This window comes from Clostridium sp. OF09-36 (assembly GCF_003481985.1).
In the GTDB taxonomy this organism is placed as follows: domain Bacteria; phylum Bacillota; class Clostridia; order Lachnospirales; family Lachnospiraceae; genus Brotaphodocola.
Genome location: NZ_QUMD01000006.1, coordinates 98476 through 124074 on the forward strand (window position 1 = coordinate 98476; position 25599 = coordinate 124074).

The window sequence follows — 25599 nt, forward strand, 5'->3', positions numbered from 1 at the left end:
CATCTGTGCCAGGAATGTCTGATGATGAACTTCTTTTAAGACTCGCATCTGTACCAGATGTGGATAATGACTTTGCGCTTCTTAAAATCAAGGTGGAGCAGGCGCTTCGCACAAATGGAAAAAGCTCACCGAACTATAAAAGAAGCGGAGTTACAGCTTATTCGAGCATGGATGAATTGGTATTCGACCGCGGTGTATGGGAAGGTGAGACAGATACCTATGGTATATCCGGTGTCAGCGCTGGAAGCGCAGCTGATAAAACGGTATGCGGTTCTCCTCTTGTAACATTGACGATCAATAAGGAAGGAACAGACGGAGACGCAGTATCGTTATCTTCACTGATTGTTTCTATTCTGGATTATTACAATACCCATGATTATTACAATTATGGTGGAGTAGATTATATCAAAGAAAATGCGGACAGCTGGACGGTCGGTTTATACGCAAACCGGACCAATTATCCGATGCTCTTTTATGTTCCGGCAGACGGTTCTTCAGGGGATGCGATATTTTACCGGGTAGCAAGTATGCCGGCAGACCACAGCATGCGGCCAAGAGCTATTTATGTTGCATACGGCGAGGATGCCATTTATGATCCCCGCGGTGAAATGAAGAATTTTTCCACGAACGAGGACGGCACCGTCAATGCGATCCTTTCTCCCGCTGTACAGGCAGATGAGAACGGGGATATCGTGAATGGTGTCGTAACCGAAACTGAATTTTATAAAACCGGGGAAACACCTCTGGATAAAAATGGCATTAAAATTCCGAAGGTAACCTATGTGGAGCGGACAGAAAAGATTTCCGTGGAAGTAAATGAATGCAAGTGGACGGAGATCCCTCTCACAAAGGAAGGTAATGTGTGGATTGCCCATCAGACTGGTAATTATACGGATGGATATGGAGCGGAGCATAATGACGAGGCAGCAGCACGTTATGAGTATACGCTGAAACTTCCATCCCGGTTCATTTCACTGACTGAGCAGGATTGCACAGATTTTGGAATTTCAAAAGAACTTGCCGGCATTCAGGTTGGTAGCGCCTCCTATTATCTGGCAAAAGGTTCCAGCGTAAAAGCATACCTTAACTATCGCAGCCTTTTAGTAGGCCAGGAAAATTCTTATGTACAATCGGTGGCCCTTGATTATCCGGTCCAGGACTATGTATTTCAGGATGGGGCAGAACGGCCGGGGACGAACACCAGAAAGGAACCTGTAGGTGTAGAAGAGAGGATCATCAGTCAGCAGATCAAAGTAACAAAAACGATTGATGAGAAGAGTTACCGCAATACGAACTCCTACAGTGAAGTCCATGAGGACTGGTGGAGTCGCTTATTTGGTAACCATGAAGGGAATGGAGCATCGGACCATTCGGCGAAAAAGCTTGATAATTTCCGTTTCAAAACTTATTTGAAGTCAAATCTGGAAGCATTGTACCGGAATGAAAATGGAGAAATTGTATGGCAGGACCGTATGGGAACTGACCGGACGGATGCTGAGCAGCTTGCCGCAAATAAAGCATTTCCAATGCTGGTCAATAAGATCTATACAAAGGTCCCTCATCAGACGGATCCGCTGTTTAAAAATTCCAATGATGCAGTGATTGCCAATACGGCTCTTTATGATTACCATAATGGTCTGATCAGTGATGAGGCAAACACGGGCTATACGAGACTGCTGGAAACGGCAAACTATCTGGTTGAAGACAGTGACAGCACAAGTACGGTCAAAAATTACAATTATGAGAAGTTTTTTGATGCGATCAGCGTTTCTAATGGAGATAAATGGGATGAAAATCATCCGACCTACACAAGTTATAAGCCGATTGGAAATCTCATAAACCGTACCGAAGAGCAGCTGGATAATGCCAGGGTATCTGACCGGGTGCGTCAGTTTGCAATCAGCTGGTACCTGGATGATGAGGTAAAAAAACTGGTGCAGGAGGTAGACGCAGGTACTGGAGAGAAGAAGGCCAGTGCTGGTGCGACGGCATACAGTGAAGAAACGTATGATCTGGCACTCCGCCAGGCCATTAAAAAAGCAGAAAATTATTTGAAGCCGTTCTTTGCGTATGATCTTGATGAGCTTTACGCAATTCACTGGGATAGCGAGGCAAACGGAGGCAGCGACCATGATACAACAACACTGGCTGCCAATACGATTTATGGAGATAAAGATCTTTCAAAAGACGGTGGATATGCCTATGGGTTATCGAAATATTTACCGTATGGAATCTATGTGGTGGCAGAGCAGCAGCCGCATGTTGATGAACTGAAGGATTTTAAAAACCGGCATTATCAGATTGATCAGCCAAGGGAAGTAACTTTGCCGAGTGTGTATGCATCTTATGATGCATCACAGGAAACTCCGGAAACACTCAATTCTTTCTATAATTATGGCCGGGCTGATTCCATGCAGCAGCTGGAACAGAAATATCAGATCCGGTTTGGTGAGGAGGACCATAAGATCCAGGCCCATAATCATCATGGGGATTTTGAAGTTTATAAGTATGGCCTTGATCTAAATGAGATCACAAATGGGGTTCGGGCAGAAGCCGGTAACTATTTTGCATTGACGCAAAGCCCATGGCGGCCGCTGAAAAATTATTATAATCCGGAAAATGATCGTTCTGCTGCCGAAGTTACCTATTATCTGACAGAGGGACAGAGCGGCAGAAAAGGAATTTCAGAAAATTACCGGTATAGTTCCCTGTCTGAAGATGCGGGACTTTCCGATGACGTTCCATATCCGGGTGCGGATATTACGGCAGATAACCGGTTAGGAATCCAGTACCGGGATCATGTTGCAACGATGACAGGAATGCAGACAGCTTATGACGGGAAATATGCTGCCATGCTGGTTCCGTATAGCGTGGTTGCATCAACGGATGAACAGGCAGAGGTGACAGATGAAGAGCCGACTCAGGGAGGAAACGCAACATATCGGGGATTTGCTTACGATAAGTTTGTGAACCGCTTCTTTACGGCAAAGCTTAGAATAGAAAAGATTGACTCAGAAACCCATGAGAATATCCTTCACGACGGTGCACTTTTCAATCTGTATGCGGCATCCCGTGATGACAGTGAGAGTGGTCAGGGAACCGTAAAATTTACGACAGAACCCACGCAGTTTACCGGAACAAAAGAATTCTTAACGGCAATGGGGGCTATCGACATCCGGCCGATTGCAAAAGGCCGGATTGCAAGGTGGATTGATCGCATTACCGGAAAAGAGAATGGCATCGGTGATCTGTATAGTGGCACCGTGCCGGAGGGCACACCGACCTGCAGTGAGGATGAGCAGATTGTCCTGGGAGATGAATACGGGAATAAGACTGTAGCCTTTAAAACCTATTCAACAACCAGGGACGGCCTGATGCGGGATGAGATGACAGACACGGGATCTTCTTATCAGGACCAGAATGTCGGTTATTTGGAGCTGCCGCAGCCTTTAGGCGTGGGTGTTTATGTCCTGGCGGAAGTGGATCCGCCAGCCGGATACGCGCGGAGTAAGCCAATCGCGATCGAGGTTTACAGCGACAAGATCACTTATTATAAGGAAGGAGCAAAGGATAATCGGGTCCTGGCAGTCGTTTATGAGGATGATGCGGACCACCAGACAACCAATGCAAACAAACCGGAAGACAAAGTAAACGTGGCGCAGGTCTATGTGGAGAATACTCCGATCCGGTTGGAGGTTGAAAAGGTAAAAGAATCCTCTGCAGAGAAAGCCAATACAACGGCGGACAAGACGGTCAGCTATAAGATTTCCGGTCGTGTGGATAGAAAATACAGCGAGATCGGAAAAAATCCGGACCTGGTTTATGCGTACCGGGATGGAAAATATTTAGGATATGCATGGCAGAAAGGAACCCTGGAGTATTTAGAGGAACGCAAGGCAGCAGGAGAACAGGTGGAAATTGTCTATTCCCACGGAACATTTGCGGGCTATGGATATGTTACCAGAACTCTTGAAACTGCAGATGATGAAAATGGCTACGTAGCAGGGGCATTGATGACATTGTTTGATGCAATTCCTGTAGAACGCTCTGGATTTGAGGGAGATGAGACTTATAAAGGACTGAAGATTGAAAGAAATCTCACGAACAATATCACCAGAATGTATATCGAGCAGGGGTATGCCGGCGAAAAGGTAGAGTTTGTTCGTGAAAAGGATGAAGCAGGTAAAGAACTGGAAGTAACTTTCCCGGTCGGCATTGACAAGGACGGAAACTCCATTTCAGCTACCGGCGGAGTATGGTCTGCGGTTACGTTGCAGCGGCCGGATACAGATATTTTATATTATGACCTGGATGGACTGGATCCATATCAGGAGCGCTATATTGACGGACAGTTCATTACCTATGTGTATGACAGAATGCACAAACTGACGCCTGTGGAAGAGGCAGAACGGGACCGCAGAAATTTCGCAAAGAGTGACAGCGATCATTCAATGTATGTCTTTAAGAATGGAGTTCCGTATTTAGAGATTACAGAAGGCGATTTTACAAGGGTAAAATACCGTAAGAATGATAAGCAGCTTGAAGTGGAGGCAGGCACCAAAATCTATCATTTGGATAAAGACGGGTACCGCGATGCTTTGGTTGATCCGGCAACAGGAATGGCATATATCGAAGAATACTGTGAAGACGGAACGGTAAGAATTTTGGTATGGCCAGTCAACGTAAGGAAGGATGAATTTGGAAATGTGATTGCTCGTGATAAGGTTACGACTTCCCGTATTGCTACGGTGGGCGAAAATAAGGACGGCTATGCAGAGGATGAAACGCTGGATGTGGTAAATAATTCCACCGCGGAGATACCGGATGCGGATAAACCGTCGTATACCCATACGGAGTCCGGCCATATTACTGGAACCTGGAAAGGAAATGGGGAGCAATCACACGAAGAGAGTAGCATTGAGCAGAACCGTTTTAAGCAGGATATGAATGGCTCTGTCCTGGTAGATGATAATAATGGTGATTTCTTAAATGAACTCAATCCAGTCTATGATGACCATGGTTTGGTTTTGTATTACCAGAGAAGTTCAGAAACCTACAAAAAGGGTGAGGATCTTTATGACCGAAATGGAGATTTTGTCAGACACCAGGATTCAGATAATCTGGAAGAATATAACCAGAATGCGTACCGCATCAATGAACACGATGAACTGTATGATTCTTCCTGGGATGAAGAGTCTCCGAACAGGAAAAATCTGTATCACAGGCTGGGTGAGGGATACATCCTTGAAAACACCTGGCTCAGCTCCGACAAGACTCCAAATGATCCATTCGATACGTTCCAAATGGACGGTCAGGCAGATGTTTTAAAACGCCTTCCGAGCGGAACCTATATTTTGGAGGAGTTAAAGGCACCGGAGGGGTATGTGAAGGGGCTGCCTAGCGGCATTACTGTTGCGGAGACGGGAGAACTTCAGCATGTTCAGATGGTTGACCGGACCACAAAGATTGAAATTAGTAAGATCCATGCGCCGCAGGATACCAAAATGACAGTTCTGGATATGGACCATGAACATCCGGAAACGGGAGAGAAACCGTATGAGCGCGAGGTGGTGACTGGTGATATTGCTTCCTATACATACAGTTCTGTTCCTGGAGCAAAACTGGCGCTGTATCCGGCCAGACGGGTATATAGTGTGGATACGGAAAAATATCCAAAGGGATATTATATGGTAAAAACACAGGATACTCCACTGGTTTGGGAAGATTCAAACAGTACTGCTTCCAATCCGGTATGGAATACTGCGGAGTGGGTAAGCGGAAATGAACCGGCCTATTTCGAGCGGATCCCGGCAGGAGATTATCTGCTGGAAGAGATTGAAACGCCGGAAGGTTTTGTGACAGCAGATCCAGTGGAAGTTACGATCGGTGATCAGTCAGAAGTTGAAATTGCCTGCATGAAGAATGATACCACAAAGGTTGAGATTGAAAAATTCTTTACAGATGAGCATGGAGAAAAAGTCCAGCTGTCTGGAGCAGAATTTAGTCTCCAACAGGCAGTGGTAAATGCAGAAGGTGAAATTATTTACGATGTGGATGGCACGCCGGTATATGATGCCCGTGTTCTGGCATCATTTAAGAGCGGCACCGTTGAGAATTATCAGAATTTCCGCGATGCATTTGAAAAAGCGTATGCGTCCTATGGTGTGGATCTTTCACTGTTTGGCTGGAAGGAGAATGGACAGGAAAAATCTGCAACCGTCACATCTAAAACAGTAATGGATGCGGCAAGCGCCGGAGGAAGTCATGACCGATTTGCAACGAAAGCACTCCTTACCATGATTACAAGCGACGGGGAGACTATACGCGTGGCAGTATCTGGCAATTTGCCGGAAACCGTCTTTGATTACCAGTTTGATTATCAGAAATTGGAGCATATAAATGCTTATGCGGATACCTACCTTACGGACAGAGGCACCAGAAGGATCAATGGCCTGCCTGCAGGGAAAAAGTATGTCCTTGTAGAAACCAAGGCTCCCGATGGATTTTTAAAAGCAGATGCCCAGGTGATCGTAGTGGAGAACCGGAAGGAGATCCAGCAGTATCACATCGAAGATCTGGCGGGGCAGATCTGGCTTTCTAAATCTGCTGTTGGTGTGACCGGGGAACTGGCTGGTGCTGTCATGGCCCTGTATAGAGCAGATTTATCAGGAAATCTGAACCAGTCTGAGGAGTATCTGGTCAGCCAATGGGTAACCGGAGCGGACGGCATTTATACAGTGACAGATAAAGTAAATGGCAGGATCCCGGAAGGATATCAGGTGGGAGATTTAAGGCTTCATATTGAAACGGGCCTGGCAGAAGGTATCTATTATTTAGTAGAACTGTCAGCACCGGATTATTATACCTTAGCAGAACCGGTACGATTTGAGTATCATCTGGATGATTCGGTACAGACGATCCGGGCAGTCAATGAAGCGGTGAAAGGTGCGCTTTCTATCACCAAGACTGGAGAAGACGGTCAGGGACTTGCCGGAGCGACATTTGAGATCAAAGCCTATAAAGGGGATGAACTGGATGAGCCGGTTTCCACAAACATGATCTATGGAACAGAGGCAGTCATCATCGTGCAGGATCTTCCTGTTGGTGAGATGCAGCCAGATGGAAGCATCATTCCTTATACCTATACGTTACAGGAGATTGCAGCGCCGGAGGGTTATAGTGTAAATCCGGAAATCATCACCTGGCAGTTTGAGCCGAAACAGAGTGACGGCCAGAGCTTTGCCCATGAGACGGTAGTAATTCATCAGGAAAGCGTAAAGGATCAGAAGACCAGGCTGTATTTTAGTAAGCAGGACTTCGATGCTTTAGGGGATGACAATACAGAAGGTGCTTTTATAGATGGGGCAATTCTTTCCATTTATGAAGTGACAGGAAAAGATGAACACGATCAGCCTGTATATGATAAAGATGCACCGTTTACGACCTGGACCACCAGAAAATCGGAGAAGAGGCATGAGGTTATCGGACTTATTGCAGGGCATACCTATATTCTGGTGGAAGATGCTGCGCCAAATGGGTGGAATCTGATGAAGCCGGTACTGTTTACGGTATCCAGTGATGGAAGGAGTATCCAGGGCCTTTCTAACCAGATGGAGAGTATTGAAATCCAACGGGTATCAAAGAATGATTATGAATTGGATACGATTAATCGTGATACCACAAGCATTGAGCAGGTAAAACTGAAGGGCCGTTATGTGACCCAGATATATTATGAGTTGACGGACGCAAACAAAGACCTGGTAGAAAGCTGGATCGGTGTCGGCGAGAAACATGTGATAAGAAAACCGCTTTCTTCCGTGTCAGAAGGATCGGCCTATACCATTACAGAGTATTGCAGATATTCCGACGGAACCATTCTTGTGACGGATCGGTTCACCAAAACATTCTGGTTTGATGAAAATGAAGAGATTAAAATTCCAACCAGAGAAATTGACCGTGTAAATGTGACCTTATCTTATGCGGACGGAACCAAGATCACTGCGTTTCTTCCAGATGCGGACAATCAGGAAAAGCAAGTGAAAAATCCTCTGCAGAAAGATGATCTGGTAATAACCAGACTGTCTGCGGATGGCGCCAGTGCATTAGCGCCGGACCAGGCAATTTTTGAAAGAATCCGCGTGATCAACACGGATCATAAAAAGGCGGATATGGTATTAACCGTGACTGTCGATGCAGATACAAGCATCATTGATCCAGGAACAGGAACTTTTGACGGAGAAAAACTGGTATTCCGTTTTGAGAGCGTGGCGCCAGGTGAAGCTGCATACGCTGCTTTTACAACACAGGTAAGTGGTGAGGCATCTACGATTAAGGCAAAAGCAGAATATAAGGGAATTGTAAGGGAAACCCAGAAGACAGTGCCGGTATTAACTTATGGAAAGGTAGTATTGTTCAACGAACTTACGGGATCCGGAAAGGAGAGGTATAAAGATCAGAAAACATCATTTAGGGTAAAACTCTATGACACATCGACAGGAAGGGAACTTTCAGGCACATATTCATACAGCGGCAGCAGGACCGGCATGATAAAGAGTGGTGATACCATCAGCCTCTCTGGTAATGAATATGTCAAGATCGATCCGGGTTACTATAAAAATGTGACCTATGAGATTGAAAAGATCGAGAATGGCCTGCACCATACGGAGAAAATGACGTCCGGAAGTGTAGATGCAACTCGCGGAAACGGAGCCAGATTTACCAGAAATATTGAGGATACGGCGAAACGCACGATATTTAAGCCGGGAGAAACCTATGTGCTTATGGAAGAAACCGTATTCGCAAATGGGGACAGCCTTCCGACAAATAAGATCAGTACAATTCTGGGCCAGTCTGTGAATGTTGAGGGCATTGCAGCCGCGGACCGGAAAACCAAAGTTATGATCTCAAAGACGGAAATTGGTGGTGGTAAAGAGCTTCCTGGCTGTGAAATGGAATTATACGATGAGGAAAATAACTTGATTCACAGCTGGACCAGCTCTGACGTAGCGGAAAGCCTTGAAGAATTCCTGGAACCGGGAAAGACCTATAGACTGGTTGAAAAAAGCCCGGCACCTGGATATTCCTATGCGGAAGATGTTACCTTTACCGTAAATGAGGATGGTACGGTGGACCGGGTGATCATGGTGGATAAGCCTACTCACATCGTGTTATCTAAAAAGAAGATCACAAACAGTGAGGAACTTCCGGGTGCGCTGCTTCAGGTCGTAGATAAGGACGGAAACGTAGTAGAGGAGTGGATCTCTACGGACCAGCCGCATGAAATCGTTGCAAAACTGGTAGTTGATGAGAGTTATGTGCTGCGAGAGGTTCGTCCGGCAGATGGTTGGGCCTATGCGGAAGATGTGCCGTTTAAGGTAAGTCATGACGGAACGGTCGATTATGTCAAAATGGAAGACAAGCCGACGCATGTTGTAATTTCCAAACAGGAGATTACGGGAAGCAAAGAGCTGCCAGGCTGTACGCTTCAGGTCATTGATAAGAATGGAAATGTGGTAGATGAGTGGGTTTCTACGGACCAGCCGCATGAAATTAAGGAGAAGCTGATCGCAGATGAGGAATATACACTACGGGAGGTTCGTCCGGCAGACGGTTGGGCCTATGCGGAAGATATTCAGTTTAAAGTAAGCCATGACGGAACGGTCGATCAGGTCAAAATGGAGGATAAGCCGACGCATGTGGTTGTATCCAAGAAGAAAATTACGGGAAAAGAAGAACTTCCGGGCTGTCATCTGGTGATAAAGGATAAGAATGGAAATGTGGATGAGTGGACCTCTTCGACGACACCACACGAAATCGTAGCAAAACTGATTGCCGGAGAAACTTATACACTTATTGAGATCCGACCGGAAGATGGCTATTCGGTTGCGGAGAACATTGAATTTACGGTATCCAAAGATGGCAGCATTGATATGGTGGAGATGTTCGATGATGTAACCCATGTAGAATTTGGCAAGGTAAATCCAAATGGCACGCTTCTTAGTGGCGGCCGGATACAGATCAAGGATCTGTACGGAAATGTTCTGGTTGATTTCGTGCCAGACGGTACGGTTTACCGGATTGACGGTGTACTGAAGGCCGGAGAAACCTATGTCATTCATGAAGTATCAGCCCTGGTGGATACCGGGTATCTGAGGATCAGGAGTTTATTATGCCACTGGGTCAGGAAACAAAAGAAATCCGATTCGTGAATTATGCAATCAGTAGCGGTGGCGGCGGAGGTGGCACACTCCGGGAAAACGTCAACTGTCCATTCGCAAGTACGATCCAGTAAACCAGATCGGCGTGGCCGGAGCAGAGCTTACTGTTTACAGTGTGGATGGAAGCCTGTACTTAAAAGGGATTACAGATGAGAGCGGATATCTGATATTTACTATGCCGACAGACGGAACCTATACATATCAGGAAACAGAGGCACCGGCTGGATATTACCTGAACCCGACCGTGCAGTACCTGTATATTAAGGATGGTAAAGTAACCAATCCAGAAAATCGGACCTTGTATGATTATCCAAATGTGGAGGTGATACTTGAAAAGAAAGATTCAGAAGACGGCACAGCGGTTCCAGATACGCTGCTTCAGGTGACTGATCCGGACGGCCAGGTGGTATTTCATGGCAGAACGGATGAAACAGGAGAGTGCAAGGTTCTGGCCGGTAAGGCAGGAACTTACCGTATCGTGGAGATCGAGCCGGCAAACGGATATGAGCTGTCCGAAGCACCATGGCAGTTCCTTGTTTCATATGACGGAACCATCGCTGGGGAAACAACACTTTATAATGAAAAAACTGATAAAAAGGTTGGTATCGGGCGGATCTATGCGCATTATGAGAGCACGAATGGAAGCAGCGGATCCTATGGATTGGGTGTTCCAGACTGGCTGAAGCAACCGAAGGCAGGAGATACTACAGATTCATTCAAATGGTATGTACTGGCAACCATCTTTGCGATAGGCGCAGGGGGACTGGTGCTTATCGGACGAAGGAAAGGAAAGAAAAAAGATGATGAGGCGTAGATATTTTAGCGCCTGATGTTTACGGCGGTACTGGTATTTGCCAGTCCCGCCGGGAAAACCATGGCGAGTCAGGTATCAGAAAACCAGACGCAGAATACTACAGAGGATATGAATGCAGCGGTGTCTTCTGAAACGGAAAAGCAGGTCAGCGACGCAGATGATGCGATTACCACCGTGGAAGAAGTATTTGGAGAGCGGCCATATTATGGTCCGGGAGAGACCGACGGAAGTTATGTATATTATTCTCAGGTGTTTCCAAAGGATGCGGATCAGGATCCATATCTGCCAGAGGAAGAACATGTGGAAGGCAATGATACATACCGATTAGTGGATTATGAGGTGCAGGAACAAACTCTTTCCGGAAGAAAAAAGCATATCCAGGATACGTTGCTGCTGAAAGATTATGAAGGAATTGACGAGATCTCGGAAACTTATAAGGTAGAAATTGCAGATAATCCGTTTCAAACGGTAACCGATTATACGTTACCGGTTACAGAGACAAAGCGGGTAAATGAACGCTGGGAAGATTCCTTTACGTTTGATATTGTCGTAGAACATGCGGACTCAGGACTATTCCAGATTGGAAATGAGGTGATATCACTCAATCAGACAGCAGATCCGTTTGCGGGCAATGAGGGGCTTTTGTTAAAGCTGATCGGCGTGCCAAAGGACGCATACCAGATCGACCATACGGCCTGGGCCGGTAATATGTATGAGCAGAATGGGATTCTGTATCGGAACGCAGTTGCGTATGGGAAAAAGCTGGTTTACGATCTGGAAATTTCATATGAAGATGTGATTACCCTGCCGGAAGAAGAGGGGTATCAGATCCGTGCACAGTATGAACTGCTGCCAAAGGATGCCTCTGTTATGCCGGAAAGCACATCAAAATCATCGGGATCCAATCGCTGGGATTGGCTTAAAAACCTATGGGAAGAGATGATAAAGTTTCTGAAAAAGATAGCAGAAACTGTAAAAAAGCATCCGTACATTACGGCGGTTGTATTTTTCCTATTGTTTATCGCAATCATATTATATCTCGCTGTCAGGCGCAGAACGAAAGATGCCGAAGAGCCTGAGCACGTTTCAAGTCGGTGGCATCGCGGCCCGAAACGTGGACGAAGAAGGTAGATTTAGCTGCGTATGGTGTCACAGCCATGCGCAGTTTTTTTTAAAAGAATTTAAGGAGGCTGTATTGAAGCAGAAAATCGGTTTTTTAGTATTGAAATTAGGTGAAAAAGAAGAAGGACGCTATTTATATCCAACGGTATTATATCATTTAGCACTTCGTTCCAGGATCAAAAGAGAATTAGAAACAGGAAAGGTGCTGCGGTGCTGCTGCAGAGAGGATGAGGCGGAAGTGACTATCAATGAAAATTTGGAACTTCAGTTTTTACGTGGCAGACATGCAGCAGCATGCGTAGAATACGTTCAGCAGCTTGCTAAGTATTCGGAAGCCGCCGGTATCATTCCGTTCATCTATGGGCATGGATTTTCCATTCCGGTTGCCTTTAAGTGCAAAAAAGGGGCCAGAAAGGAAACCGGCATATACTCTGGAGAAGTGCTTGACCTGTACAAGTGGAAGCGATTTGATCTAACAATCCTAAATGCGGTCATTGCGGCCAGAGCATTTGAAATGTGTGCACAGACAGTGCAAATGACGGCGGATGCTGTGCTTTCCCAGATGGAGTATGAATATGGCTTATATCAGTATGAGGACCCAGATGGTGCGCTGATCTCAATCAACAGTTCACTTGTACTTACCCGTAGGACAAAGATTGGAGAAACGGCATTCTTTTGTGGAAAGGTGCGTAAAATCAGCGCTCAGTATGGTGCTCAGATATATTTGATTTGTGAGAATGATTATGGAAATTTTAATATTTCGCTTCCTCGCGTGAAGTGGGAGAAAATTTCTTCTGCCGTATACCGTAGTGACCGTATGGCCTGTTGCATTACCGGGTTTGTTCAGGTGAAAGAAATTATTCCATATAAGAAGAGACATTATGACAAAATTACAAAGACCTCAACTGCAGGAAAGCAGGATGCAAAACGTGTCCTCGAATTTGCAAGCTTCACCTTGTTTTATCTGAATGAATATGGTCTGATTGGTGGAAAAGAGGAGGAACTGGCAGAGGTGAGTGAACTGATGCGGCAGGGGAAGCATGTGATCAAGCCATATTACCCGGTACCAGGATGTGACAAAATTCCAAAGTATTATGTGTTTTAGAATGCAGCAGAAAGGTAAATAAATGCACTATATCAAAGGATGCCCATGCCTGTTTAAGGTGGCGTGGATAGCAGATCAGGCACTAAAAAATATCTATGTAATTCAGAAATGCGCTTCATGTGGATACACGAAGGAGCAGTGTGATTATGTGTTTGAAGAATTAAAGAGCATGAAAATAGTAGACACAAAGCCTGAATCAGCCTACATTTCCGATTTATACCAGACATATGGGGAACTGTCATTTCATTGCGAAGAAGTGGATACAAACTTTCACTTTGAACCGGAATGTCAGAAAGTAGATTTTTGCAAAATATGTGAATTCTCGAAAGATTTTTGTAATTGTCAGCTTAACGCGGAACTGCAGGTGCTGCGTTATATGTTTCATAATCCGACTGTTTCAATGATACGGAAAAATGTATTTCACATGCAGGTTTGCATCATTTTAGAACAGATGGGGCACATAAGAGGGTATGTATTACCGGTTGGAGAACAATTATATAAAGCGTTCAAAGATGCCAGGAAGCGTACCTCTGCTTCATTCCTATATGACAAAGAAAAGTTGCTGGATCATATATTAAATGGAAATCGGGGAATACTGTCAGAGCAACATGCCTTGGCAGCCAGGAAAATTCTGCGGAGTTACTGGATGCCATTTTAATAGAGAATGAGGTGTGTTCGGCAAAAAGGTATGAGGATTGTCTGAAGAAACTTCGTGCTGCACCTGCTTACCAGGGACGCGAGCGACAGCAGTTCTTTGAAGATATCTGTATATATGATGAAATTCCTTATCTGTTTTTTGCGTTAGTAGCGGTAGAATTTGGTCAGAAAGATGATAAACAGATATGTCTTGAAGAAGCACAATCCGCTCATAAAAAGAAAATATTGGTTCCTACATACAGCGACAGGCCGGCTTTATCACTGGAGGAACTGATGAGTCAGGCGAGCATGAGTGCAGGTTTTTTAGGGCATGAAGCGAAGAAAGAAGAGAAAACTTCGGGACTGAATTGCCTGGAAAATTCCAGTAAGCCCGTTCCAGACACTCAAAAAAATAATCATAAATTGCCGTTGGATTCGATAAAAAATGATCCACAGGCACATATGGAAATCCGAGAAAAGCGGGCATTGCCCGGCGAAAAAGTTCCATTCCTGTTACTGAAAACAGCAGAAAATGTGCCGAAAAATGTAGAGTATATGCTTGATTTTTTACCAGGTTCTGACCGTATAAGTCAGACATCAGAGAGTGGGACAGAAGCAGGATCGGATAAAAATACAGCACAAAATGAGGAATCTCAAAAGGTTTCAATGGCATTTATGACAGATGAAGGCGCGCTGATTGTGGAAGACGGGGATGTGATAGACATACACAGCGAGGACTTTTTGCCGTTTTGCGCCGTAGTATCTTTGGAAGAATGGCTGACTATAGATTATGCGAAACGCTGGAAGCAGGAAGGGCTATTCATAACGGTTGCGTCACGAAGATGTGCCTATTTTCTGAACAAAAAGATGATCAAACCACTTGTGTTCGAGTATCTATTTCATGTGATCCGGCGGCCAATTTATACATATTCAGTGTATCTTGTGTGGCGTATCCTTCTATGAATGATCTTGGAAATATCCGTCCAAAAGCAAAAATTTATTCATTGTCGTCTCTTTATAATGCTGTTCAGGGGACAGACCAGTTGCAGCCAATGGCAGATATAGTGAAAGAAACTGTTCCCGATAACAGTAATGTGTATTCCGTGACAGCACTATATAAGCGTTATGTGACAAGCAAAGAACCTTTGCTGTTATCGGAAGATATAAGAAAGCTGTACCGACATTATGTGAATGTAGAATATGCTTTTGGCACATCACGCGAGTGTCACAATGGAGATTTTTTGTGCCGGAAGACATTCCTGTCATGCGAGTTTTCGCCATTTGATTTGAATGAAAAGAAGAAGGATCAGATCTTTATGTGTTACGAAATTTCTCCGGATTTGATTCCACAAAATGCACCGTCAGATCTACTTCTGGCAACGAGATATACCATTGTGCAGGCCTTAACAGAACCGATTTTTATACGTTCTAATGCAATGTTGGTGGCGCTGGACGCAAGCAGTTTTTCGTTGATAGTAGATACCAGAAACCGTCATATCATTGATGAAATGGATCAGATATTAATGAGCCGGTATGCGCATTTGCTGTCTGAAAGCGGGTGCAGGATGCCAGTGATAAAACGATACTGGATTTGAAAGATATGGGGCGGATTTTGTGCCATGTGCGTGGCATAACCCAGGTGAGAAACGCAGCGGCCCGTGCATGGCATAACTATGTTGTGCCATGTACAACAGAAGAAACTGCGCCATGCACATGGAGCTTATACAGTAAGAAAAACCTATAGAATGCCTGAAATAATGTTTTTGAACCCATAAAAAGGCATACATAAAAAGGATATTTTTAGAGCTGAAAAACCCAGAAGCCAGGCACCATGAAATATGTATGAGAAAAAATTAGAAATAAATGAGAGTAGATGAGGTGGTACATGTTACATCTTCGAATGATTTACGATGAGATTTTAAAAAATAGTGTATTTGCAAGTTCCAGGCCCGGCCGAACAGATGCAAGGGTGATTTTAATTCTGGCCCTGCTCTTAAAATATAAGCGCCTCAGGCGGGAGATGATCCTATTCCTGATTCAGCATATTGATCCGTGTATCCAGGAAGCTGGAAGCATGGGGCAGCGGACGGTCAAAACATGTATTGAACGGGGCTGGATAAAAATGCAGGAACAAGGAGGAGCGCGGGAGAAAGGACTGTATTCCATTACCCAGGCTGGGAAGAAGCACCTTTACGAATTGATAAACGAATATTTCCATGGAGATCAAAATATGGTTTCGGTCCTGGATGCATATGTTACAGGCAGGACAAATATGGAATTATCCCAGCATAAGGAAGCAGAAATCGCAGCGGCGCTGAAAATGGTACTCTCTGATTATAGAGAGAAATGGATGCAGCTGGAGTTTGAAGTTCCGTATTCAGTTGAAACGATGCGGGAGTATGGCGGCCAGGCGAAGAAGCGTGGAGATGTCTTTGCAGATCTAAAATTGTCATACCGATGCACGGATCACTTAGAAGAACGTCCACTTTGTATAGAGATTGATATGGGAACAGAGCGGTAGGTACGCATGGGGGATTACTTTTTAAATGCAATGCGTATGCACAAGTAAACCGCCGGATGCGGCAAATCTCCCTGCATCAGGCAATTAATGTGATGTTTGTTTTCAGCAATGATCCTGCGGATGATCTTCAGCAGACAGATCTTTTAAAATTTGAATCCATAAAACGTTATCAACAGCCGCTACTGCCATTTCTGTCCTTTATCTGCAGGCAACAGGATCCGGATGCTTCTGTAACTTTGGAAAAAATGGAACAGGCCCTGGTAAAGGTAAAAGAATGTGATGCGTTTGGCTATGAAAAGAAACAGTTTTATCGGGATGCAGGATTCTTTTTGCATGTTTTAAAGGAGCAGTGCAGTAATCAGGAACAGGCCGGAGAGAAAGAAATCCTAGCTTGTATGACAGAAATATCGGATTTTTGCAGAAATGATTTGGAAACATCCAGAACAGAGTACAGCAGGCAGTATGCTCTGAAAAAGAGAATGGATCTGTTTGAACAGATCAGAAAGAATAATTCTTATGCATTGGCGGGGCTGAGGAATGGAATGAGCCTTTGTTGTAATTCCCATCAGGATTTTGAAAAGGAAATTCCGTACTTATTCCCGGAGCTATACTTCCGCGATCAGTTTGGCGTTCTTCTCTTTCATTTAGGGATTATCAAAGAAAGCATTAAAGTTTCATCCGTGTATGCCCTTCCACTGTTTGAAGAACAGGATCTTGACGGAATTGGCACGGTTTACCGATGTGTATTTATGGCTGGTGAGCTTACGGTCCTGATTGAAAATTTGAGTTCCGATATGGGCGGCCTTATCCGGGCAAGGGATTATGTACGGCTCCCGCCGGCGTCAGAGAGAATACCATTATGATTATGCTGATGAATGACAGGGAGGAACTGGCTGACGGGAGCTATCTGAAAGAGGGAACTTTATATAACCAGTGGGGGAGTGAGGAGCATATCACGGATCAGGCAGCCATAGGTATGGCCTTACTTGCAAAAAAGGTGGCACCGGCAATGACAGCATTCGGCACCGGGTATGCTTTTGAGTCGGTTCCCTTTCTGATGAATTCTACACAGGATTATATCATGCTTCATTATTCAGAATTTCTTCAGGCACTTCAGAGACCGGTGCGACCCTGGATACGAATGGACCTGTATGTGAAGGAACAGAACAAGGTGCCATATATTCCATTCCTTATATACCGTACAGGAGAACATCAGGAAGAGGAAACATACAAAGTTCCATTTCATAAAGAAAAGCAGTATACGCCGGTTGACTGGAGGAGGTTATGCAATGATTAGAAAGACTGTTGCCATGTCGTTGATCCTGGCAGCAGGTATCTGTGCTTACCGGGGATCGTCTCCTTATATAGAGGCGCGCATGGAACAGGAGTATTTGAAACAGGCAGCATTTCCCGGAAATGAAGGAAAACTATCAGAAGAGGATGAGTGCAAGGGGAATGACCCAACCAGGGAAGAAACGGTGCCTTATACTTCACCGATTGATTTTGAAGCCTTAAAGAGTATTAACCCGGATATTGTTGGCTGGATACAGATCCCTGGAACAGTGATCGATTATCCCATCTGCTGGCGGGACGGTGATAACGAATACTATATGAAGCATTCGGCAGAAGGTGAGAGGCGGGCATTTGGTGCCATTATGCTAGATGGTGCCAATTCCTCTGCTGCAGAGGAGCATCTGGTTGTTCTATATGGGCACCATATGCGCAATGGGACGATGTTTAAAGATATCGTCAGGTATACGGATGCCGATTTTTTGAATGACCATAAATCACTCTCTTTATTTTTCCCAGACAGGCAAGAGCGATACAGTGTGATCGGAACCATCGTTTGTTCAGCAAAAAATTTTGAACCATCGCAAATGGTGGAAGAGGAACTGCTTTTTAAAGAATGGTGCCGTAATTCATGGAAAGGATTGCCGGAAGAAGAAATTCAAAAGAAAATGCTTGCATTGGTGACCTGCAGTTACGGAAGCAGGGATGAAAGGACAATCTGCTTCGCGGTGGCCGAAAATTAAAGGACAGGAGGTGGTATTCCTGCGCATTAAAGGTAGGAGACGGTTATGAAAAAACGGATATTCGGACGAATGATAAAAAAATTAAAGTGGCTTGTGATAATCAGTGTGATGCTTGTTGCATTAGGAACGGTTGGAATAGGTATTGCCTCGGTGTACCACATGAAATATGCACTTAAAAGTCTGTTTAATATGGAGTTCAACACGGGAAATGATTCCTGGGCTTATGGAGACATCTCTTCCTATAATAAGATCGGGGAACGGGCAGTTGCGATAGCGCGATCACGTTTGAACTGGTCTTACAGCCAGGCAAAGAGAACTCTGGAGGGATCCTGGGACTGTTCTTCCATGGTTGCACGTTGCTACCAGGAGGCCGGCTTTGACTTAAAGGCTATCATGGGAGCACAGTGGTGCATGACAACGGTTGGGTGGAAGGATTTTGCGACGAAGAACAAACAGTTTATAGAAGAAGCGGATCTTCAGCCCGGAGATGTGATCTGGTATGGGCGGCCATCTGGTAATCACATGATGATGTATGCGGGAAATGGACAGGTGATCCATGCAAAGGGGGAAAAATATGGCACGGTGTATGAACCATTGGCCAATACCGGCTACCGGTCGGCAAGGCAGGTATATTTTTTCCGGCCTTATCTAAATTTGCTTGATGAAAGTGCCGATGATTCCTCGGATGATGCTTTTTTGGCGGATTCGTCCGGGTATGGGCCTGATAATGGGATCGTCATGCAGGTGCCGGGCGGGACGGTTTGGACCGGCTGGACGGTATTTGAGTCCGGAAGGGAACGGTTTAACCTGGCAGGAAGCGATGGCGGATATGCATATGGCTGCTACCAGTTCGATATCGGGTATTCCCTGGTGGATTTCCTGAAATTTTGCGTTTCCTATAATCAGGCGCACTATGGAGCGTTCCAGCAGTTTATTGATATGTCTTCCATTGAAAGTGGCTACCGAAAGGAGACGGATACAAAGCCGAGTATGATAAACCCGCCGTTATATTCCAACCGTGCATCCCTGATTAATGCATGGCACGCCGCTTATATGAACTATCCGGATGAATTTGCAGGGCTGCAGAGCCGGACTGCCTACGAGGCTTATTATCTGCCGGCGCAGCGTGGAATGCTATCCAATTATGGCATCAATATAAAAGAATACAGCCCGGCCCTTCGGGGTACTATTTGGTCCCTGGCCATCCGAAACGGAGCAACCGTCAGTAAGGATAATACAAAGAATGGTTTACGGTCCGCAACGAGTACATATTCTCCAGGGATTGATGAGCGGGAATGGCTTAGCAAAATATATGAGGCAGAGGCGAGGCGGCACCCTTCCCAGAGAAACCGCTGGGAAACGGAGCAGCTGGCGGCCTGCTTTGCATTTATGAATGGGGCCACACATCTGGGCGGCCTGGATGGAAACTATGACGGTGCATTTATTGGTTCACTTAATACGAGTGCGGCAGCAGGCGGTGTTTCCAATGCCATGATGTTGAATGCCATCAAAAACGATGTGGTTTTGACCGAGAGCGATTACCGGATTTTAAAGATAGACCGGGATACGCTTCTGTACCTGCTGCAGAAAGCATATGACTATGAGACCCAGTATATGTTGCAACGCTCTATCACCGTATACGGATTACGGGAGTACCAGATCGAGCATGAAGATGAAGAAGGAAGTTGGTATGAAGATGCTGAGGAATATGTGAGTAAGCAGATACTGGTCAGCAACGAAGATACGGAGTGTATGCTCCGGCTGGACTGGCAGATGCTCTATATGTATTCCATTCTGGCATCCATGGGAAGAGAAGACCGCAGGGAAACAGAGGGAGTATGGGACTGGGAGATCACGGTAAAAGATGTGGATGCGGCATTTGATCAGATCGCGATGAAATATGATTATGCTTTTAATGTGATGACAGACGAAAAATCCGATTATGATTTTGCAACTTGCCAGAGCCTGCCGCATAAGACCGAAATTTACGGAGACCCGGACACAACCAGTGGAAGATATACCTGGTATTATCCGAACAGCCTGCTTCGCAGCGTTTCTTCCGGCTATTCTGACCTGGCATATACTTATTCAGGAGGTGAGATAAACGGGATCGCTGAAACCTATCAGAACGAACGCTATGAGGGGATACCGGCTGCACTCACGCGGTATTATAATTTTGACCGGTTTCATACACTGGCAAAGTATATGCCGGGTGGAACTGAAGCACTGAGCCGTTATGAGGCGTATAATCAAAGGGCAGTAATGGGAAATCCTATTATTTATAGCGGGAATTTTGAGCTGAGCATAGGTGATTGGGAATTGCCGTAATAATAAATTTAGGGTCTTGTAAATATTCTTAAACATTCATGAAAGCCATGCTTTTTATGACATTATTAATGAGTATATGATATAATTGTTGTATAAAAAGAATTTGTCATTTATGTAGTAATGCAATCATTGAGACAGGCTATTTAACGAAAGAGATACTCGGAAATTATAAAAACAGGAGAGGTGATAAGAATGACATCAGGTTTTATATTGACTTATCTTGGTGGAGTAATTATTCAAGCTATTGCAAATGTCTTTGTATACACCCCCGCAATCATTATTGCATTATACATATATGAGCGATTTATAAAAAAGTAATGGTAAGGGAGATCTGCAATCATTAAAATTCTGATAGCCATGACAGTTATGTTTGCGCTGCTGATCTTTCCTGGAGCAGGACTGATAGAGGGGATGAACTGTGCTTATTTTAGAAGAAACCAGGTCATTAAAGGAAGATTTTGATCGTATATCAAATAATAAGAGCAGAAATCATATAAAGCAAAAAAGAGGAAATTACATGAACAGACCGGCAATCATCTTTTTTGATATAGACGGCACGCTTCTGGATTTTGGGAAAAAAGATCTTTCACCGAAAACCCGTGAAGCTTTGTTGAAACTAAGGGCAAACGGCATCCGTATCTGCATCGCCACAGGAAGATCTCCTCTTGCAGTGCCAAAGTTTGAGGGTGTAGAATTTGATGCATACCTGACCTATAACGGATGTTACTGCTATGAGGGCAGCAAAACGATTTACAGCAATCCAATGTCTCTGGAAGATGTTCAGACAATCATACAGAATGCGGCTTCCATGGAGCGGGCGTTGTCGGTGGCAACAAAGGACAGGCTCATTTCCAATGGAACGGATCCAGATCTGGAGGAGTACTATGCGTTTGGAAACCAGAAGGTCACGATTTCAGATGAGTTTGATGAAGTCTCCAGAGGAGAGGTCTATCAGCTTTTAATGGCCTGTCGCAAGGAAGAATATGCGCAGGTGCTGCAGAATACCCAAGAAGCTAAGATTACGTCCTGGTGGGATCGCGCGGTGGATATCATCCCGGCAGGCGGAGGAAAAGGAACCGGCATTTCGAAGATGCTGGAGTATTATGGCATTGACCGGTCACAGGCCATGGCTTTTGGGGATGGAAACAACGACATTGAAATGTTCCAGGCGGTAGATATGGGCGTTGCCATGGAGAATGCATCCGATGACCTGAAAGCAGTGGCAGCAGATACCTGTGACCATGTGGCTGAAGACGGAGTGTACCGCTATTGTGTGAAACATAGTCTGATTTGATAATATATGATTTTGACAGCATCGTAGAGGAAAAGAATGAAAAATATAAAGTATGAAAGCGATCAGCCGCTTGCAAGGCTGGAACCTGGCGATAAGGCGATCATCCGTGTTACACATTTTCCTTTCGCCCGGGAGAATGATAAGGAAAGATATAAGAATGTGCCTGCAGGAGATAGATTCTATGAGAAAGAAAAATAATAAAACCATTACCGCGATCGGCATGGCTGCACTGCTGACAGCAGCAGGCGTGATCACTGCCTGCGCGGCGCAGTCCCCGACCATTGTTGCAGGAAGCAGCACGGCGCAGGCCGAAGCAGAACAGCCGGGACCAGGAACAGCAGGAAGCCAGGAGGAGAGCGCGCAGGCACCGATCTGGGGCAGCATTACGAGTGTGAATGGAAGCAGCATTGACTTAAACTGCCCGTCCGGCAGCATGATCGAGGGCGATGTCATTGTACAGATTTCCGGTGATACGCTGATCCTCGATGGGGAGAACGGCTATCCGGTTGACTTAAAAGATCTTCAGGAAGGCGATACCGTATACGCCTACATCGGACCGGCCATGACCATGAGCCTGCCGCCGCAGACAAGCGGTGAGGTCCTTATTGCAAAGATTCCGGCGGATATGAAAGCGCCGGAGTACATCACTGTAAAATCCATGACAGCAGACGCGGACGGAAACTGGAAGCTGGTTTCCACTGCAGGTACAGAGTACGCGGTAGCAGCAGACTGCCGCATCATGCCATACCTGACCAGACAGATTGTTTCCCTGGAAGATGTGGCACAGGGCAGTAACCTGCTTGTCTGGAGCAATGCCGAGAACCAGGCACAGAAGCTGGTATTGTTCGCGAGATAGAAGGGAACGGATTTGACCGGAAAACAGAATGAAATGTCCTGTGCGCAAGCGATGATTGCGGCAGGGCATTTTCTGTATGAATCTGTTTGGCGGCAGTCTTACACAGAAAGATATCTATTGGAAATGGAGGAGATCAGAGTATGAAAAAACAGATATTGATGATGGCGGCAGCGGTGATGGCGGCATCCTGCATGGCAGGAGGATGCGGAAAAAAAGCAGCGAGTGTGGAGCGGATCTCCGGCGAGGAACGGAATCATGATGCGGATCCGGCTGCGCAGGAACCGGAATCCGGGACGGATGCAGAGGAAGTGCCGGAGTCAGAATCTGACAGACAGAACGAAACTTCCGGGACAATCCTCTTAGAGATTCCGGCAGAGTACGACGGAGAGTGGGAGGATGGAAAATCCCTGATTTCCGTGAAAACATCTCAGGTGCATCTTCTGGATGAGAACCACCCGGAATTGCAGAAATCCCTGGATGCGCTGAATCAGAAGAATCTGGATGCACAGAAGGCATTTCTGGAGGAGAACCGGGAAGATGCCCGCATGATGTACCAGACCAATCCGGAGATGATGGAAAACAATGGCTGGGAGTCGGAACTCACCGTAACGGCGGTCCGGGCAGCTGAAAGGGTTCTCTGCCTGATGCAGACGGAATATACCTGGCTTGGCGGCGCGCATCCATATACTTATATCACAGGAATCACGTATGATACAAAAACGGGAGAAGAATTGTCTCTGGAGGATATTGCGGCTGATTACGATGGAATTTATGATTATGTCTGCACAAAACTGCCGGAAGAGAACGACCCGGATATGTTTTTTGAAGGGTATGAGGACACTGTAAAAGCCATGTTTTACGGTGAAAACGCGGATTACAGTTCGATACGCTGGTTCCTTACCGACGAAGGGGTAACCATCTGGTTTAACCAGTATGACATTGCGCCATATGCGGCAGGACCAGTCAGCGTAGAAATTCCTTTTGCGGAAGGACTGGTAAAACAGCAGTATGGCACACAGAAAACCTCCTATGTAAAAGAACTTCCGGAGAATGGAACCGCAGACGTGGATGTGGATGGCGACGGAAAAAAAGAATCTGTGAGCTATACGGTGGATCGCGATGAATATGGAAACGGAGGAGCCATCACGGTGACCTGCGGTGATACTTCTTACAGTACCGCTTTCCTGATGGAGCAGGATTACGGCGCTTCCGGCGGCTATTCCTCGGAAGGCTGTATCCTTCATACGGAAGAAGGGAAAACGTATCTGTATCTGCAGCATCAGGACGATAATGACATCCGCTATCTGAATCTTTTTGACCTGAGCACCGGAACGCCGGTCTATCTGACATACTGCGGCCGTGCGTGGTATGATTCTCCGATCACGGACCCGGAGCATTTCATTTTGTGGGATTGGGAAGATGTTCTTGGAACCTACAGCGCATACCGGATCTACCATGTGGGAGAGGATGGCGTACCTGCAAGCGATGGCACGCTCTTCCGTCTTGGCCCGGTCAGCCGGGAAAATCCGATCGTGCTGGTATCTACCCGCGATCTTGAGGTGACGGTAGTGGAGAAAAACGCGGAAAAACCGGAAACCATTCCGTCTGGCAGTTCCTTTACCATTACCGGTACGGATGGCATGAGCTTCGTGGAAGCAGAGCTGGATGATGGACGCACCTGCCGGATCCCGGTACGAAAAGGGGATGGCGAATGGGAGTGGAAGATTAACGGTGTCAGTGAGTACGACTGTTTTGAACAGATTCCTTATGCCGGATAGAGGAGGAAAGGCGCACCGTAACAAAAAAGAGCGAAAGGACAGAGAATACGATGAAATTACGCGCAGATTTTCATACACACACAACTTACTGTGACGGAAAGAGCACACCGCGCCAGATGGTGGAGGCGGCGTACCGCATGGGACTGACGGATCTTGGGATTTCCGGCCATGCGGATTATTCCATGTGGGAACCGGGGTTTGGCATGTCCGATGAGGCGCTTGCCGCGTATAAGCAGGAACTCGAAGCACTGCGGGAAGAGTATGCCGGAAAAATCAATCTTTATATCGGGATTGAACTCGACACGCTGGGACCGGTGCAGCAGGCGGAATACGCCATCGGATCCACGCACAGTGTCTTAAAAGACGGGCATCTGGTAACGGTGGATGATACGGAGGAAAAGCTGGTCTGTGCGGTGGAAACACTCTGGAACGGCGACTGGTATGCGTTCGCGAGAGATTACTATGAGCTGGAAGCAACGGTTTACGATAAACTTCACTGCGACTGGGTCGGCCATTTTGACCTGCTCACCAAATTCAATGAGGGCTATAAGCATTTCAATGAAACGAAAGATGCCTACCTCGAACCAGCGCTCGCTGCCATGAAAAAGTTAAACAGCCAGGGACTCCCGTTTGAAATCAACACCGGAGCCATGTCCCGCGGCTACCGCACCGCGCCGTACCCGAACCCGGTTCTGTTAAAAGAACTTCACGCCATGGGCGGTCGCATCATAATCAATTCCGACAGCCACAGCGCAGACACCATCGCCTACGCCTTCGATCAGGCTCAGAAACTTGCCTATGACTGCGGCTTCCGCAAGGTAACGGTATTAACTCCACAAGGATTTCAGGAGATTCCGTTAGAATAAAAAATAAGAGCAGATTCTATTTGATATGA

Annotated in this window: 17 protein-coding genes; all 17 read left to right on the forward strand. The window is 45.9% G+C overall.

Translation table 11 applies throughout. The features are described from left to right. The first annotated feature begins 14 nt into the window (after positions 1-14). The 17 genes from DXA97_RS07015 to DXA97_RS07090 all read left to right on the forward strand — a co-directional run bounded on the left by DXA97_RS07015 (position 15) and on the right by DXA97_RS07090 (position 25570). Positions 15-10208, forward strand: a complete 10194-nt coding sequence (locus DXA97_RS07015) for a SpaA isopeptide-forming pilin-related protein (RefSeq protein ID WP_243107583.1) — start codon at positions 15-17, stop codon at positions 10206-10208. Between the two features lie 94 nt (positions 10209-10302). Next, positions 10303-11031, forward strand: coding sequence for a SpaA isopeptide-forming pilin-related protein (locus tag DXA97_RS07020; RefSeq protein ID WP_118719120.1), 729 nt, complete (start codon positions 10303-10305; stop codon positions 11029-11031). 15 nt (positions 11032-11046) lie between these two features. Beyond that, the gene (locus DXA97_RS07025) at positions 11047-12162 is read left to right on the forward strand and encodes a hypothetical protein (protein WP_118719122.1); all 1116 of its coding nucleotides are present in this window, start codon (positions 11047-11049) and stop codon (positions 12160-12162) included. Between the two features lie 64 nt (positions 12163-12226). After that, on the forward strand, positions 12227-13258 hold the full coding sequence (locus DXA97_RS07030) for a hypothetical protein (RefSeq protein WP_118719124.1): 1032 nt from the start codon (positions 12227-12229) through the stop codon (positions 13256-13258). Between the two features lie 148 nt (positions 13259-13406). Beyond that, positions 13407-13916, forward strand: coding sequence for a hypothetical protein (locus DXA97_RS07035; RefSeq protein WP_147355544.1), 510 nt, complete (start codon positions 13407-13409; stop codon positions 13914-13916). Between the two features lie 11 nt (positions 13917-13927). Then, complete coding sequence (locus DXA97_RS07040) at positions 13928-14857, forward strand: hypothetical protein (protein WP_118719128.1); 930 nt, start codon at positions 13928-13930, stop codon at positions 14855-14857. Then, positions 14854-15489 (forward strand): hypothetical protein, encoded by a 636-nt coding sequence (locus DXA97_RS07045; RefSeq protein WP_118719130.1) that lies wholly within the window; start codon positions 14854-14856, stop codon positions 15487-15489. The genes DXA97_RS07040 and DXA97_RS07045 overlap by 4 nt, the downstream gene beginning before the upstream one ends. A gap of 290 nt (positions 15490-15779) precedes the next feature. After that, a complete protein-coding gene (locus DXA97_RS07050; protein ID WP_147355545.1) occupies positions 15780-16415 on the forward strand; it encodes a hypothetical protein in 636 nt (211 codons plus the stop codon). A gap of 236 nt (positions 16416-16651) precedes the next feature. Continuing rightward, positions 16652-17278 carry a hypothetical protein gene (locus DXA97_RS07055; RefSeq protein WP_147355546.1) on the forward strand — a complete coding sequence of 209 codons (627 nt, stop codon included), beginning with the start codon at positions 16652-16654 and terminating at the stop codon, positions 17276-17278. Continuing rightward, complete coding sequence (locus tag DXA97_RS07060) at positions 17275-17712, forward strand: hypothetical protein (RefSeq protein WP_118696930.1); 438 nt, start codon at positions 17275-17277, stop codon at positions 17710-17712. The genes DXA97_RS07055 and DXA97_RS07060 overlap by 4 nt, the downstream gene beginning before the upstream one ends. Positions 17713-17806: 94 nt before the next feature. Then, positions 17807-18448, forward strand: coding sequence for a class B sortase (locus DXA97_RS07065; RefSeq protein WP_182436826.1), 642 nt, complete (start codon positions 17807-17809; stop codon positions 18446-18448). Positions 18449-18493: 45 nt separating this feature from the next. Then, positions 18494-20776, forward strand: a complete 2283-nt coding sequence (locus DXA97_RS07070; RefSeq protein ID WP_118719138.1) for an NlpC/P60 family protein — start codon at positions 18494-18496, stop codon at positions 20774-20776. Between the two features lie 517 nt (positions 20777-21293). Beyond that, positions 21294-22070 carry an HAD family hydrolase gene (locus DXA97_RS07075; protein WP_118542887.1) on the forward strand — a complete coding sequence of 259 codons (777 nt, stop codon included), beginning with the start codon at positions 21294-21296 and terminating at the stop codon, positions 22068-22070. A 36-nt stretch (positions 22071-22106) separates the two neighbouring features. Continuing rightward, a complete protein-coding gene (locus DXA97_RS20100; protein ID WP_154106745.1) occupies positions 22107-22268 on the forward strand; it encodes a hypothetical protein in 162 nt (53 codons plus the stop codon). Further along, positions 22252-22926 carry a hypothetical protein gene (locus DXA97_RS07080; protein ID WP_118542888.1) on the forward strand — a complete coding sequence of 225 codons (675 nt, stop codon included), beginning with the start codon at positions 22252-22254 and terminating at the stop codon, positions 22924-22926. The genes DXA97_RS20100 and DXA97_RS07080 overlap by 17 nt, the downstream gene beginning before the upstream one ends. Before the next feature lie 140 nt (positions 22927-23066). Next, positions 23067-24704, forward strand: a complete 1638-nt coding sequence (locus tag DXA97_RS07085; RefSeq protein ID WP_118542889.1) for a DUF3298 and DUF4163 domain-containing protein — start codon at positions 23067-23069, stop codon at positions 24702-24704. A 50-nt stretch (positions 24705-24754) separates the two neighbouring features. Next, the gene (locus DXA97_RS07090) at positions 24755-25570 is read left to right on the forward strand and encodes a histidinol-phosphatase (RefSeq protein ID WP_118542890.1); all 816 of its coding nucleotides are present in this window, start codon (positions 24755-24757) and stop codon (positions 25568-25570) included. Positions 25571-25599: the final 29 nt, after the last annotated feature.

Bases quoted from the DNA above. Each gene is read 5' to 3' on its own strand.
- DXA97_RS07015 (WP_243107583.1), top strand. From the start codon at position 15: ATGTCTGATGATGAACTTCTTTTAAGACTCGCATCTGTACCAGATGTG.
- DXA97_RS07070 (WP_118719138.1), top strand. From the start codon at position 18,494: ATGAAAAAACGGATATTCGGACGAATGATAAAAAAATTAAAGTGGCTT.
- DXA97_RS07085 (WP_118542889.1), top strand. From the start codon at position 23,067: ATGAAAAAACAGATATTGATGATGGCGGCAGCGGTGATGGCGGCATCC.
- DXA97_RS07050 (WP_147355545.1), top strand. From the start codon at position 15,780: ATGTTACATCTTCGAATGATTTACGATGAGATTTTAAAAAATAGTGTA.
- DXA97_RS07060 (WP_118696930.1), top strand. From the start codon at position 17,275: ATGATTATGCTGATGAATGACAGGGAGGAACTGGCTGACGGGAGCTAT.
- DXA97_RS07025 (WP_118719122.1), top strand. From the start codon at position 11,047: ATGTTTACGGCGGTACTGGTATTTGCCAGTCCCGCCGGGAAAACCATG.
- DXA97_RS07090 (WP_118542890.1), top strand. From the start codon at position 24,755: ATGAAATTACGCGCAGATTTTCATACACACACAACTTACTGTGACGGA.
- DXA97_RS07045 (WP_118719130.1), top strand. From the start codon at position 14,854: ATGAATGATCTTGGAAATATCCGTCCAAAAGCAAAAATTTATTCATTG.
- DXA97_RS20100 (WP_154106745.1), top strand. From the start codon at position 22,107: ATGAAAAATATAAAGTATGAAAGCGATCAGCCGCTTGCAAGGCTGGAA.
- DXA97_RS07075 (WP_118542887.1), top strand. From the start codon at position 21,294: ATGAACAGACCGGCAATCATCTTTTTTGATATAGACGGCACGCTTCTG.
- DXA97_RS07080 (WP_118542888.1), top strand. From the start codon at position 22,252: ATGAGAAAGAAAAATAATAAAACCATTACCGCGATCGGCATGGCTGCA.